This is a genomic window from Corallococcus sp. CA053C (genome assembly GCF_003611675.1).
In the GTDB taxonomy this organism is placed as follows: domain Bacteria; phylum Myxococcota; class Myxococcia; order Myxococcales; family Myxococcaceae; genus Corallococcus.
Genome location: NZ_RAWA01000244.1, coordinates 1 through 14317 on the forward strand (window position 1 = coordinate 1; position 14317 = coordinate 14317).

Annotated in this window: 10 protein-coding genes; 1 reads left to right on the forward strand and 9 read right to left on the reverse strand. The window is 71.5% G+C overall.

Annotated elements, in window-relative coordinates:
* The coding region (locus tag D7V97_RS27315) for a phosphate/phosphite/phosphonate ABC transporter substrate-binding protein (protein ID WP_147444997.1) at positions 1-510 on the forward strand (510 nt) is incomplete at its 5' end.
* A gap of 28 nt (positions 511-538) precedes the next feature.
* Here D7V97_RS27315 and D7V97_RS27320 read toward each other — a convergent pair.
* From D7V97_RS27320 to D7V97_RS27360, 9 genes are all read right to left on the reverse strand, one after another.
* Positions 539-2179, reverse strand: a complete 1641-nt coding sequence (locus D7V97_RS27320) for a serine/threonine-protein kinase (protein WP_304988518.1) — start codon at positions 2177-2179, stop codon at positions 539-541.
* 121 nt (positions 2180-2300) lie between these two features.
* On the reverse strand, positions 2301-5300 hold the full coding sequence (locus tag D7V97_RS27325; protein WP_120613574.1) for a choice-of-anchor D domain-containing protein: 3000 nt from the start codon (positions 5298-5300) through the stop codon (positions 2301-2303).
* 233 nt (positions 5301-5533) lie between these two features.
* The gene (locus D7V97_RS27330; RefSeq protein WP_120613575.1) at positions 5534-6427 is read right to left on the reverse strand and encodes an alpha/beta fold hydrolase; all 894 of its coding nucleotides are present in this window, start codon (positions 6425-6427) and stop codon (positions 5534-5536) included.
* 54 nt (positions 6428-6481) lie between these two features.
* Positions 6482-6670 (reverse strand): hypothetical protein, encoded by a 189-nt coding sequence (locus tag D7V97_RS27335; protein ID WP_120613576.1) that lies wholly within the window; start codon positions 6668-6670, stop codon positions 6482-6484.
* A gap of 221 nt (positions 6671-6891) precedes the next feature.
* Positions 6892-8805 carry an AAA domain-containing protein gene (locus D7V97_RS27340; RefSeq protein WP_120613577.1) on the reverse strand — a complete coding sequence of 638 codons (1914 nt, stop codon included), beginning with the start codon at positions 8803-8805 and terminating at the stop codon, positions 6892-6894.
* A gap of 95 nt (positions 8806-8900) precedes the next feature.
* Positions 8901-10223, reverse strand: coding sequence for a chitosanase (locus D7V97_RS27345; RefSeq protein WP_120613578.1), 1323 nt, complete (start codon positions 10221-10223; stop codon positions 8901-8903).
* 92 nt (positions 10224-10315) lie between these two features.
* Positions 10316-11197 (reverse strand): hypothetical protein, encoded by an 882-nt coding sequence (locus D7V97_RS27350; RefSeq protein ID WP_120613579.1) that lies wholly within the window; start codon positions 11195-11197, stop codon positions 10316-10318.
* 7 nt (positions 11198-11204) lie between these two features.
* Entirely contained in the window at positions 11205-11747 is a 543-nt protein-coding gene (locus tag D7V97_RS27355) for a DUF350 domain-containing protein (RefSeq protein WP_120613580.1), read from the reverse strand.
* Positions 11748-11799: 52 nt separating this feature from the next.
* A partial coding sequence (locus D7V97_RS27360) for an HYR domain-containing protein (RefSeq protein WP_233583257.1) occupies positions 11800-14317 on the reverse strand: 2518 nt, incomplete at its 5' end.

Here is a 14317-nt window from a genome sequence, read left to right on the forward strand (position 1 = left end):
GGCTCCGGGCTGACGGTGGAGAAGCTCAAGGGCGCCAAGGCGGCGTGGGTGGACCGCGATTCGGTGGCGGGCTACCTGCTGCCCAGCGCGTACCTCAAGACGCAGGGGCTGGAGCCGTCGCGGGCGTTCGTGTCGCAGCAGTTCACGGGCTCGTACCAGGGCGCGCTGGAGGCGGTGCTGGAGGGCAGGGCGGACGTGACGAGCGTGTTCTGTCCGCCGGCCTCCACCGGGCTCTCCTTCGCCACGGGCGTGGAGGACGTGCTGGGGCCGGGTTCGGGCAGGCGCTTCGAGCTGCTGGCCTACACGGACGAGGCGCCCAATGACGGCGTGCCGGTGGCCATGGGGCTGCCGGCGCCGCTGGTGACGGCGCTGGAGACGGCGCTGTTGGGGTTGCAGTCCACGCCGGACGGGCAGGCGCTGCTGCGCGACATCTTCAACGCGGACCGCTTCGAGGTCGCCCCGCGCATGGGTTACCGCGCGCTGTACCGCGTGGCGCTGGCGAGCCTGTAGGCGTCGCGGTCCCGCACCGGGGCCAGGCCTACTTGTCGGAGTCGGGACCGTTGCCGCGCACGGGGCGCCGGGCGCTGGAGACGGAGCCCTCGGCGGCACGGGCCGTTTTGGCGGGTGCCTTGCCCGAGACGGAGTCCTCCGGTGCACGCACGGGCTTCGCGGCGGAGCCTTCCGGAGCGCGCACGGGCTTCGCGGCGGAGCGGCTGTCGGCGACCTCTTCCGAGGCTCGCACGGCCTTCGCCGCGGAACGGCTGCCAGTGGCACCCTCCGGCGGACGGACGGGCTTCGCGGCCGCCCTGGCTGCCACGGACTCGTCCGGCGTAGGCACGGGCCTCGCGGGAGCACGGGCTTCCACGGGCCTCGCGGCGGGGCGGCTCACGGCCGAGTCGTCACTCCGCACGGGCTTCGCGGCGGGGCGGCTCACGGCCGCGTCCTCGTCGCTCCGCACGGGCTTGGTGTCCGCGAGGCTCAGGCCCGTGTTCTCCTTCGTCCTCACGGGCCTGGCTTCGGGGCGGCTCAGGCCGGAGTTCTCCTTCGTGCGCGCCGGACGGGCCCCGTTGGAGTCCTCCGGCGACGTCGCGGCCTTCGTCGACGACTGGCTCACCCCCGAGTGCTCCGGCACCTTCGCCGGCGCCTTGGCCTGGGACGCCGTCGCGGGAGCTGCGGCCTTCGGGGCGGGGCTGCCCGGCCGGGCCATCAGGCGCGGGTCGAAGAAGATCATCGTCGGCTCGGCCGCGAAGCGCTCCTCCTCCAGCTCCTCCGCGTACACATCCCGCATGAACGCGGCCAGGTGCGCGCTGGTGCCGTGCAGCTTCTCCTGCTGGAGGAACTCCTCCAGCGCGAGCTGCAATTCGCCCGCGGTGCTGAAGCGATCATCGCGCTTGCGCGCCAGCGCCTTGAACACGATGGCGTCCAGCGACTTGGGAATCCCCGGCACCGCCTCCGACGGCGGGACGATCTTGAAGCCCACCACCGCCTTGAGCGTGGCCATCTCCGACTCGCGCTTGAACAGGCGCCCGCCGGTCAACAGCTCGTAGAACACCGTCCCCAGCCCGAACACGTCCGAGCGCGCATCCAGCGGCTCGCCCCGCGCCTGCTCCGGGGACATATACGCGTGCTTGCCCTTGATGGTGCCCACCACCGTCTGCGACAGCTTCCCCTGCGCCTTCGCCACCCCGAAGTCGATGAGCTTCACGCCGCCGTTGAAGCCCACCAGCACGTTCTGCGGCGACACGTCCCGGTGGATCAGCGACAGCTTCCGGCCGGACGGACTGCGCGCGTTGTGCGCCGCGTCCAGCCCCGCCGCGGCCTCCGCGGCGATGCGGCACTTGAGCCCCAGCGGGAAGCCGCCCGGGTGCGCCGAAGCGCGCGGCAAGAGCGACCCAAGGGGCTCGCCGTGCACGTACTCCATCGCGATGTAGTACTGCCCGTCCACATCCCCCATCTCGTAGATCTGCGCGATGTTGGGGTGGTTGAGCAGCGCCGCGATCCGCGCCTCGTCCAGGAACATCTGGAGGAACTCGTCGTCCTCCGACAGGTGGGGCAACAGCCGCTTCACCACCAGCAGCTTCTGGAAGCCCACCGGCCCCTTCTGGCGGGCGAGGTAAACGGCCCCCATGCCGCCGGTGGCCAGCTTGCGCATCAATTCATAGCGGCCGAACGTTTCCACTCCGCCCGCGACGATAGCCGCGCCCGCGTGGATCTCAAAAGCCCGGCACTCCGGAAAAAACGAACCGGGCCGGCCCCCCGTGGGACCGACCCGGCGCGGTGCGTCACGAAGCCGCGACCCCCTACGGCGTCGGGGCGCAGATGCTGCGGTAGCGGATCTCCACGGACTGGCCCGGGGTGGGCACCGAGCCCTGGTTGAAGATGACCGCGTTGCGGCCCGCGTCGTACGTCCACGTGTCGGTGGCGAGGACGCGGCCGTTCACGCGCACGCTCATCTCCGCGGTGCCGTCCGGCTGGGCCGTGAGGGTGAAGTCCGCCTGCGGCTCACCGGCCTGCTGGATGATGGGGTCCAGGAACCCGCGGTAGTCGCCCTCGCAGATGGAGCCCACCGAACCGCCCGTGCCCTTGGCCACCGCGGCGAAGCGCGCCGCGCTGCCACCCGCCGTGGTGCAGGAGCTGTTGGTGGGGATGAGCGCGTGCAGGTTGCTGCGCTGGGACATGCCCGTGCCCTTCAGCGTCTGGAGGAACTGGATGTAGCTGTCGGGCTCGAAGCCGGAGTGGTCGTCCTCGTCCGCCAGCACCACCACCGCCATGCGCGCGGCGGCGCGGGTGAAGCCCAGGTTGCCGTCGTTGGGCTGCGGGGTGCGGGTGTCGTCGGCCTGCTCGGACAGCGGGGCGGACAGGCCCTGGCGCATCGTCTCCAGGCCCTGCACCAGGTTGTGGCAGAGGCCCACGTCCAGGTTGGACTGGATGGTGGGGGCCGCGTTGGCGCTGGTGCCGGACACCACGCGGGCGCGGCTGCCGTCCACCGGGAAGAGGCGACCGGCCTCACCGCCGTTGGCGCCGCCACCGCACAGCCCGCCGCGCTGCACGAGGCCGGTGCTGGTGACGCCCACGCGCACGTCCACGTTCAGCTCCTTCGCGCGCTGCAGCCAGCCGGGAATCGCGGAGCGCAGGCGCTGCTGGTAGGTGTCCATGGTGGTGGTGTTGGAGACCACGAAGAGCACGTCCAGTTGGCTGTCGGTGCCCTGCGTGAAGCGGTCCACCTGGATGCCCTCGTGGTTGGTCTCCGCGAGCAGCGGGACGAGGAAGCCGTTGGGCTCCGTGTCCGCCTGCAGGTACAGCGGGCTGAAGTGCTGGCCCAGCACGTTGCGGGCGTAGCCGACCTCCATCTCGAAGCCCTCGCCCGGCGCCAGGGTGCGCGGCGGGTTCACCGGCGTCATCAGCGAGAACTGCTTGCTCGTGCCGTTGCCGATGACGGCGTCCGCCACGGTGACGGGCTCGCTGCAGCGGTTGGACACGAACGTCTTGCGAGGCTTCGCGGCGCAGTCGTAGCGGATGGGCCCGAAGTCCACGAAGGACGGCGTGGCCACGAGGCAGGACGCCTGCGACACGGCGTGGATGGGCAGCGTCACCGTGGGGTACGCCGGGTTGTTCACCGTGAGCATCAGCTCGCCGTTGAACTCACCGCCCGTGGTGGGCGCCTTGAAGGCAATCATGGAGCTGAAGGCCGTGTCGTAGAGCACCACGCCGCCGGTGATGGGACCGCCGGGCATGCTGAACACGCCGCCGCCGTCGTTGGACAGGTGCACGTTCTTGATGGCGCACTCGGCCCGGCCCGGGTTGCGGAAGTAGAAGCCCAGCACTGCGCCGCGGCCCGGCGCCACGTTGGCGAAGTCCAGCGACGGCTGGGGCAACAGCTCGTACACGCAGGGGCCGCTCGCACGGGCGCGGCCCGTGAGGGTGATGGCTCGCTCGGGCGTGAACAGGTCGTTGGACTTCACGTAGAGCGTCGCGGTGAAGGGGCCTTCCGCCTTGGGCTCGAAGTAGACCTTGAGCTCCAGCGCGTCGTTGCCCGGGGCGATCTGCAGGCCGTTGGCCTCCAGGTCGGGCCAGGTGCCCGTCTTCCACGGGTAGTTCTGCGCGCCGCGCGTGGGCGTGCCCACGGTGAACTGCGCGCTGTCCCCGTCGGCGCGCACGCCGCTGAAGGTGAGCGGGCCGTTGCTGCCGGCGTTGGTGATGCGGATGACTTGCTCCACCTTGCCGCCCACCGGCAGCTCTCCGAAGTCGAGCGCCACCGGGGCCACGGCCAGCGTGGGCCGGCCACCTCTCGCGTCCAGCATCACGCGGGCCTCACGCGCCTTGTCGGACGCGTACGCCACCGTGAGGTTGCCCACGTTGGGACCGGAGAAGCGCGCGGCGAACTCCATCCGCATCTCCACCACCTCGCCCGGCTGCACCGTGGCGCCCTCGGGCTTGGACAGCGGCGAGAAGGCGCGGTCGCTGGTGGCCAGCGTGGAGATGGTCACCGGACGCCAGGTGATGTTGCGCGCCCGGGTGAAGGACTCGGTGCGCTCGTGCACCGGAATCTCGTCGAAGGGCACCGGCGCCGGGTCGAACTCGAAGGCGCTCGCGACGGAGTTGCCCTTCAGGTCCACCACGGACGGGGTGCACGTCTCGCACGACACCACCTCCAGCCGGGCGCCCATCTGGCCCAGCGCGCGCGGCAGGTACTTCGTGCGCACGACCTGGGTGCTGTTGGGCGGCACGGTGATGGTGTCCGGCGTGAACGGATCCGCCTGGTCGCCCGCGACCTTCAGCGTCAGGGGCAGGTCCACCGGGTTGGTGACGGTGACCTCCAGCACGCGGTCGCTGTCCACCTCCAGCGTCTCGTAGTCCAGCACCGGCGGGTACACGCCGATGGGCGTGGGCGTGCCCAGGCCGCGCACGGGGAGCTGCTGCAGGGCGCCCACGTTGGCGTCCGTCGTCACGCGCAGCGTCTCCTCCACGGCGCCTTCGGCCAGCGGGTGGAAGCGCACCTTCACGACGTGCGACTCGCCCGGCGGCACGCGGCCGCCGCCCTCCGTCAGCTCCACCTGATAGGCGGGGTTCTTCCCAATCCCCAGCGCCTCCAGCGCGGAGAAGGGCACGTAGCCCACGTTGCGGATCCGGACTTCCTTCTCACGCCACTCGCCCACCGGCACCTCGCCGAAGTCGAGTGCGTCCATGTCCAGCACCGCGGTGGCCTGCACCCCGCGCGTCTGGTCCTCTTCGTGACACGCCATCGTCCCCGCCACCAATGAAGCCAGCAGGACGACCCGACCCCTCCACCCCATCACCATTGTCCGCTCCCCACCCTTCTCCACCACACGCACACGGATGCCCGGGACACGTGATCCATCGCGGGGGTTCCCTCATCAAGACTCGTGCCGGAGACGGAGGAGGCGGGCCCGTCGCCTGAAATCAGGGACTTGGCGCACGCAAGGGGGCCCAACTGAGTGCTGGTGGGAAGCAGGGTGCCCTGGAGGGTGAAAGGTTTTTCCCGACCTTTTTGCCAACCCTCACCCCCATCTTTTCAGGGGGGTGGGACGACAGTTCCGTCGCGGGAGCCGGTGACGAAGGCGGCGATCGCAGCGGCCACGGCCTCCGGCTGCTCCAGGTGGACATGGTGCCCGCCCTCCAGAACCTGGGGCGGCCCGACCAGGGTTCGCAGGGCCGCGAGCCGCGCCTGCAAGAGGGGCGGGGAGGGGGACAGGCCCCGGCTTCCCCGGAGGATTTGTACCGGGCAGGTGACGGCGGCCTCCAGCGCCAACCACTGGGCCTCGTCGAAGCCCTGGCCGAAGCGGCGGCGGTGGCGCGGGTCGAAGGTGAAGGCGACGTCGCCCTCGGGTTGGAGCCGCGTGCCGTGGCGTGCGAAGAGCCGCGCCGCGTCCGGGGACAGGGTGGGGTTGGCCTGACGCAGGCGCTCCGCGGCGGCCTCCACCGAGGGGTAGCGCTTGCGGTTCGGCGGCCGGCGCGAGTCGTCCAGGAAGCCGCGCAGCCGCTGCAGCGCGCCCTCGGGCGGGCCCCCGGAAGGGCCCAGGCTCTCGATGAGGGTCAGGCTGAGGATGCGGTCGGGGCGCGCGGCGGCGTACGCCAGCGCGACGATGCCTCCCAGCGAGTGCCCCACCAGGTGCACCGCGGGCAGGGTCAGCCCGTCCAGGGTGGCCTCCACGTCCAGGAGGTGGTCGCTCAGGTGGTACGCGGCGCCGGGGCCCACGTGGCCGCTCTGGCCCATGCCGCGAAAGTCGAGCAGCACCGTGCGAAAGCCTTCGGGCAGGTGTTCGCAGAGCGGATCAAAGCCGTGGGAGTGGTCCAACCACCCGTGCAGGAACAGCACGGCGGGCGTCCCGTGCGGGTGGCGCTGGCGCACGTGCAGCGGCAGGCCTTCAGCGTCCAGCGTGAGCGATTCGAATGCGGCAGCGGGCACGGGTGGCTCTCCTCGTGCTCCGCCTTACTCCGTCCCCCCGGGCGGTGGCGACCGCTAGACGATGCTGCTGGTGGAGATGCCGGGGCGTGGAGGACCCCCGGAATCGGGACGGCCGAGCACCAGGGCCAGCTGCCGGGCCTGGCTCTCCGTGGCGCAGCGGTACTCCTGGGCCTTGCCGTTGGGGCGATCAATCCGAATCACCCAGACGTCATTCTCCTTCGTCACGACCGGCGCTTGGGACATTGCTTCCCTCCTTGACCGCAAGGAGAAGCATCCTTCGTGCCGACCCGGGGCTTGCGCCAAAGCCCTGAAATCCGGACCCCTCCCCGGAGGGCGGTGCGACAGGTGACAAATTTCGTTCAGCGAGCCGACAATTTTCGCTGACCCAGCCCGCACTCCTTGCGTAGTTCCCCAGGGCGACGCCCTCCAGGGCCGACGAATGTCGTTGGAATGACAATCACCCGTCACTCCGGGTCCGGCCACTCCCAAGCGGAGCGGTAGCCGCCGTCGGTCTGCGTGCCTTCGATGAAGCGCGCGTAGAACGCGTGGCTGCTCAGGGTGGCGGAGTCGCCCACGACGAACAGGTGCCGGCGGGCGCGGGTGAGCGCGACGTTCATGCGGCGCAGGTCGTTGAGGAAGCCCAGCTGCCCCTCGCTGTTGGAGCGGGTGAGGCTGACGACGATGGCGTCCTTCTCCCGGCCCTGGAACGCGTCCACCGTGTCCACCTCCACCTCCGGGTGCACGGCTTCAATCGCCTCGCGCAGCTGGCGGGCCTGCGCGCTGTAGGGGGCGATGACGGCCACCTCGCGCGGGGACAGGCCCAGCGCCAGCAGCTGGCGCACGCGGGCGATGACGTAGCCGGCCTCGCCCGGGTTGAAGAGGCTGTGCGTGGTGGGCTCCACCTCCTCGTCGAAGCCCTTGCCCGCGGTGTCGAGGAAGAGCACGGGCGGGGCGTCCACCTCCGCGCCGGGCGTGAGGACCTGCGCGAGCGTGCGGTCCGCCACGGACGCGTGCGCGCGCAGCTCCCCGGCGTACATCTCCCGCGAGGGGAAGGCCATGATGGTGGCGTTCATCCGGTACTGCTCGCGCAGCATGCGCTTCACGTCGTCGCCGTGGTCCTTGAGCAGGCGCTCGAAGAGGCTCACGCCCAGGCCCGCCTTCGCCGCCTCCTGCGACAGCACGGTGGGCGGCAGCTGCTGCGGATCTCCGGCCAGCACCACCTTGGGCGCGCGCAGGAAGCCCAAGAGGGCCAGGGGTTCGGTGGCCTGGGTGGCTTCGTCCAGCAGCGCGCGGTCGAACTCCTCGCCCGCGAGGATGCCGGAGCCCAGGCTCGCGAGCGTGACGCAGACGACGTCGGAGCGGGCGAGCACCGCGCGCACGGCCTTCTTCTCCAGCTTGCGCGCCTCGTCCATCAGGTCCTTGGCCTCCGCGGTGGAGGAGCGGGCGTTGGAGAAGCGGTCGCGGCTGCGGCCCTGGCTGCGCTGCCTTCGCGCGTAGCCGAAGAGGTCGAACGCTTCGTCGAACAGGTCGCGGCTGATGATGCGGTCCGGGTGGTCCTCCACCACGATGTCCAGCGTGTGCTCCTGGAGCCGCGCGGCGACGCGGGCGGGGTGGCCCACGCGGATGGCGCGCAGGCCCTGCTCCAGGCACAGCTCCAGCAGGTGATCCACGGCGGCGTTGCTGGCCGCGGTGCACAACAGGCGCTCTCCGCGCGCGACGGCCTGCACGGCCACCTCCGCGAGCACGGTGGACTTGCCGGTGCCGGGCGGGCCGTGGATGAGGAAGAAGTCCTCCGCGGCCAGCGCGCGCTTCGCCGCGTCCAGCTGCTCCGGGTTGAGCGGACGGCTGGGAGTGAAGTCCTTCGCGTTGTCGAAGCGCGGGGGCTCGTTGCCCAGCAGCACCTCGCGCTTGTGGCGTTCGGCGCCCTTGTCCAGGGCCTTCACGCGCTGGAGGCCCGCGCGCACGCGCTCGTAGGTGACGTCGTTGGGGACGACGTCCAGGCGCAACAGCCCTTCGGAGATATAGGCGGGCGGGTCGCGGTCGAAGGCGAGCTGGATGCGCGTGGAGGAGGCGCGCGACACGAGCGCCTTCGCGGGGTCCTTCACCTCCGCGCGGCGGGGCAGCACCGCCACGAAGTCGCCGTTGGACAGGCGCGTGGGCAGCCGCCCCCGGTCCGCGCGGGCGAGCGTGAGGAGGATGCGGCCACCCAGGCCCACCTCCTCCTCGACGGCTTCCAGGTCCAGCACCGACAGGCCCTGCTCCTCGCGCTCACGCAGGGACAGCCCCTGCGCGAACGCGGCCATGCGGGCCTTCTCGGCCTCGCGCTCCTGGGCGAGGAGGGAGCCGAGGGTGTCGAAGAACGAGACGTCACGGGCCATGGGGCAGGTCATGCCACCCCAGGCACCCTGGCGGCCAGCGCGCCGTCAGGGCCCGTGTCCGTCAGTGGCCTGCCCGATGAGCTGCGGCCCCGGCCCTACTGGCAGGCGTACGTGTACGACGCGGGCGTGCTCCAGGTGCCGTCCGGGTTGATGAGGCGCACGGTATAGCCGCTCGCCGGGTAGGTGGTGCCCCAGCAGTCGCGGGCGCGCACGTCGTTGCGCAGGGCGGTGCCCAGGCTCCAGTTGCCCAGCCGGCGCTGCTTCTCGTACGCGGCCACGCGGTCCACGGCGTCCACCCAGGTGGAGTCCCCGGCGAGCACGTCCCGGCGCTTCTCCAGGAACTTCTGGAGCCAGGCGCTCTCCGTGATGCCGTTGTAGCCAATCACCGGCGCCACCTGGCCGCTGTTGCCCAGGGCCGTGTTGGCGCTGCGGATGATGGCCTTCGCGCCGTCCTCGCCGTGGTTGATGGCCGCGTCGTAGAGCGCCGCCTTGGTGAGCGCCTGGGTGAAGCCCCAGCGCGTGGCCTCGTTCATGATGGGCGTGTAGTAGAGCGCGTCGCTCACCTGGTCCTGGCACAGCTTGAAGTCCGCCTTCGTCGCGGCGGTGTTGAAGCTCGCGGCCCAGTCTGCGGTCCAGTTGCCCACCGCGTCCAGCTCCGCGGTGGAGGCCTGCGACTCGCCGGTGGACAGGAAGCGGTTGTTGATGACGGTGAGCGCGTTCCAGTACTTCGCCAGGCGGTTGCCGTTGGCCTCGGTGCGCAGCGCCCGGTAGCACTGGACCACCTGGATGGCGTCGCCGGTGCCGGTGCAGAAGCCCGCGCGGCCGTTGGTGTAGCCGCGCCCGTCGTCGATGTCCTCCGAGTACGCGTAGTCGAGCGTCGGGATGTCGTTCTCCCAGATGCTCGTCAGCGCCTCCGCGACCTTCTTCTGGTTCGCGGTGAGGCCGGTGCCCGTGGGCGGCGGCGTGCTCCCGCAGCTGTCGGACTGCACCTTCACGTTGGTCGCGGTGAAGGACACGTTGGACGTGGTGGAGTAGTTGAACGTGTACGACGCATTCACCGCCACCGTCAGCGCGGAGGTCCGCGTGAAGGTGCACGTGCGGCTCGTCTGGGTGTGCGTCCAGCCGGGCTGATCATCATCACACGTCACGCCCGACGGCACGTCGAGCGAGACTTGCGGATTGGCGATGGCCACCGTGCCCGTGTTCTTGAAGACGAGCGTGCCCCAGTAGTCCACGCCCACGTACGTGTTGGTGGTGACGGAGTGCGTGCACGCGCCCAGCGCCTGCTCCACCGCGTCCGGGGCGGCCACCCGCGCGCCGTCCGCCTCCTCCGCCGCGCCACAGCCCACGGCCGCCACCGCCAGCCCCACGGCGAAGAACCGCTGCACCCACCACGTCCGCGAACGCCTGGTTTCCATGTGCCTGCTCCTGTCCGGGAGGGGGATGCCTTTGGGAGGCGTATCCCGGATAGAGCAGGAATAGTGGAACTCAGTGAGAAGCTCCAGGCCCGTCAGCCCGGCGCGTCGGGCAGGGGCAGGACGCGCCAGAGCAGGGGCTTGTCGTACTGGGGGGGAATCATGCCCAGGGGCCAGCCCTCGGCGGTGAGCTCCGCGTAGCGGTAGCCCCGCCTACCGAAGGCGATGCGGGTGCCGGTGCCGGGAAAGCCCACGCCGATGGCCGCGTGCGCGAGCGCGTCCGAGTACAGTATCACCGCGTCCACGCCCGCCTGCCGCAGCAGCATCAGCGCGAGCACCGCCTTGGAGTCGCAGTCGCCGCGGTCCTGCGCGGGCACGAGCCCCGGCGGGACGATGCCGAAGGGTTCATCTCCGGGCAGCTCGTAGTGCACGCGGCGCACGAAGCCGAGGATGAGCTCGGTGGCCTGGGCCGCGTCCAGGTTTCGCTCGCGGATGGAGGTGGCGAAGCGGTCGCCCAGCACGCGCACCGGCTCCGCGTTGCTGCGCATCAGCTCCGCGTAGATGCAGCGCATGTCCGCGCCGCAACCGGGAGGCGCCACGTAGGTGAAGCGCTCCGGGCCCATGGCGCGGTAGCGCAGGCTCACGCTGTAGTCGCGGTGCGCCTGCTCCAGCCCGCGCTCCTCCGCTTCGCCCAGGCCGAACGCCAGCTCCTGCCGGGGAGGCGTCAGCCCCTCCACGCGCCAGTCATACGCGCGCGCCCGCTCCAGGGGCGTGTCCTCCGGGACGAGCACCGTGCCCAGGTCCAGCGACGCTTCCCGCGGAGCCTCCTCCCGGGAGTCTTCCGTCCACCCGGCCTCCGCGAGCCGGCCCGCGTTCCTGCGGACGTCCAGGCGCCAGAAGGCCGCGACCCCGGCCATGCCCAGCAGCGCCAGCGCGAGCAGCAGCTTCGTCTTCCCGTTCCAGGCGCGCGCGACCATGCGGACCTCAGGCGGGCGCGCGCAGCATCCCGGTGGGAAGCTGCGGGAAGGGGATGAGCCCGTTGAGCGCGGCCTGGAGGCCGGGCGCGGTGAGCAGGGCGATGACGAGCAGGAAGGCGCACAGGATGAGCGCGGCGGCGATGTTGCCCTTGCGCACCTCCGCCAGCTCGTCGATGCCCGGCGTCATCCGGTCGAACAGCCGCACGCCCAGCGCGAGCACCGCCACGCCCACCGCCAGCGACAGCGCCACGTGCACGAGCGACAGGCCCATCAACTGGAGCACGTTGACAAGCGACACGGGCGGGTTCTGCACCGCGAGGTCCACCGCGTCCCCGGTGGCCTTCAGCGCATGCTGCACCAGCAGCCCCAGCGACACGAGGCTCGTCGCGTGCACCAGGCCCGCGGCGATGTTGCCCTGGCGCAGCTCCTCCACGGGGTGGCTGTCCAGCAGGCGTCCCAGGCCGTGCATCCCCAGCCCGATGCCGAGCGCGGCGACGAGGCCACCGAAGACGACCTTCACGAGTCCGACGAGGAAGAGGGTGAGGTCCATGGGGCGTGCGAGGGACTGTAGCGGAAGTCCCTCACGCCGCCACGGTCCATGCTCACGCGTCCGGCGCGGCGCCCTTCCGACGGCGGGTGAGCGTCCAGCCAAGGAAGAGCAGCGCCGCCCAGCTCGCGCCCGAGGACGCACTGCCGCCCACGGAGCAGCCCAGGCCTCGCTGCATGTCGCTCGTCGGGTCGTACTCCACGGCGAGCTTGAAGCTGCACAGCGCCGCGTTGCCGGCCGCGTCGAGCGCCGTCACCCGCACCGAGTGCACCCCCGGCGCCAGCGGCGTGCCGACCTCCGGGCTGTAGCTGATCTGCGTCGGGGACACGGTGTCCAGGGCGGTGGCGAGCGGGTACTCGGCGCGGGTGCCGGACACCACGGCCGTCTCCAGCGTGACGTCCGCCGGGCAGTTGAGGACGGGCGGCCGCGTGTCGCGCACCTTCACCTGGATCTCGCACGTGGTGCTGTTGCCCACGTCGTCGACGCTGGTGATCCGCACCGGGGTGATGCCAATGGGGAACAGGTCCCCGGAGGCATGCGAGCCGGTGACGGTCGTCTGCGACGAGACGTTGTCGCTGGACGTCAGCTCCGGCCACGAAGCGTGCGCGCCGTCGGGCCCCTCCGCCTCCACGCGGACCTCGCTCACCTTGCAGGCGGGGGTGGGAGGCTGCCCGTCGCGCACGGTGACGGGGAAGGAGCAGGTGCTGAGGTGGCCCGCCCGGTCCTGGGCCGTCATCGTCATCCGGGTCGTGCCCAGGGGCAGGAGGCTGCCGTCCTCCGGGCTGTACGTGACGACGATGTCGCCGCCCGTCTCCTCCGTCACCTGGATGGCCGGGTAGAACACGATGGCGCCCTTGGGCGAGCGCGCGCTGACGGTGAGCTGCGCCGGGCAGCCCTTGAGGACGGGCGGCGTCAGGTCCAGCACGGCGACGTCGATGACGCACGCGGCGACGCGGCCCTGCGCATCCTCGGCCTGGTAGCGGACGCCGAAGCTCATCGGCATGGACAGCGGCGTGCCTTCAGGGTGGCTGGTGCGCACCGTGAAGGGCGCCTGTCCGCCGGTGAGCGCGGGCGGGGCCAGGTGCATCTCGGTGCCCTGGGGGCTCGTGGCGGCCACGTCGAGGTGGGCGGGGCAGCCCTGGAAGGCGGGCGCCGTGGCGTCGCGGTCCAGGCGCCACAGCGTCGGGCCGGCGAAGGCATCCGTGGACACGACGAGCATCGCGTCGCCGAAGGGCAGGAGCTTCTTCGGGACGAAGTTCCGCTCCGACGGCAGCCGCGTCAAGCGGTAGGTGCTGCCCGTCACGCCGTCGGCGCGCCACAGCTCGCTGCCCCAGAGGTTGGGCGTGGTGATGAAGACGAGCGCGTCACCCCAGGCGGCCAGGGTGCGCGGAGCGCCCGTCTCCATCGTGGGAAGGATGCGGGTGCCCGCCGACGTGCCGTCCGTGACCCACAACTGGAGGCCTGAATCCACGCGCCCGGTCACGTAGTAGACGCGCGCGCCCGCCCGCACCAGCGTGGGCCCCGGCTCGTTGAAGCCGTGGCTGCCGGGCATGGGCTTCACCGGCAGGGTCCCCGCCTCGGTGCCATCCGTCTTCCACAGCTCCAGCCGGCCGCTGTCGTTCACGAAGAACAGGAGCCTGTCGCCCAGCACGGTGAACTGGCTCAGGCCGGGCTCGTTGGGGCCCGGCACCAGGTCGCTCACCGGGTGGGTGCCCGCCTCGGTGCCGTCCGTCTTCCACAGGGTGCGGCCGTGCTGGCCGTCGTCGGCGGTGAAGAAGCAGGTGGAGCCCAGGACGGCGGCGAACGCGGGGTCGGAGGACTCGGCGCCCGGGCGCACGTCGCGCACCAGCCGGGTGCCCGCCTCGGTGCCATCCGTGCGCCACAGCTCCCGGCCCTCGGGACCGTCGGCGCTGAAGAGCATGGCCTCGCCACACGGGCCGAGCACGAGCGGGAAGGAGCCCTGGCTCCCGGGCGCGATGTCCTTGAGGCGCACGGTGCCCGCCTCGGTGCCGTCCGACTTCCACAGCTCCATGTCGTCGAGGCTGTCCTCGGCGGCGAACAGCACGGAGCGCCCGAAGGGCACGAGCGAGGCCGTCATGCGCAGGCCGCTGGCCCCGCCCGGCTGGAGGTCGCGCACCAGGTGGGTGCCCTGCGCGGTGCCGTCGCTCGTCCACAGCTCGCGGCCGGTGGTGCCAAGGCTCATGGCGGTGAAGAACAGGCGCCCGGGCACCGCGGACAACGTCATGTGATCCATGACGACGGAGGCCGGTAGCAGGTCCACGGAGCGGGTGCCCGGGGCGGTGCCATCCGTGGCCCACAGCTTCAGGTGTCTGTCATTGATGTCGGTGATGCGCGGGCCGGTGAAGAAATACAGCTGGCCGTTCAAGGTGACGGAGGGCTGGAGCTCGACGTTCGCGTCCCAGCCGAGCATGAGCTCTTCTTCCGGCAGCGCGGTCAGCCGGCGCACGCTCACCGAATCCGGTCCGCCCGCGCCGTCGCCGGACGCTGCCGCCGGACCGTTGACCGCCATCAGTGCCAACGCCGAAAGCCACGCCCGCCCGCTGCCCGTACGC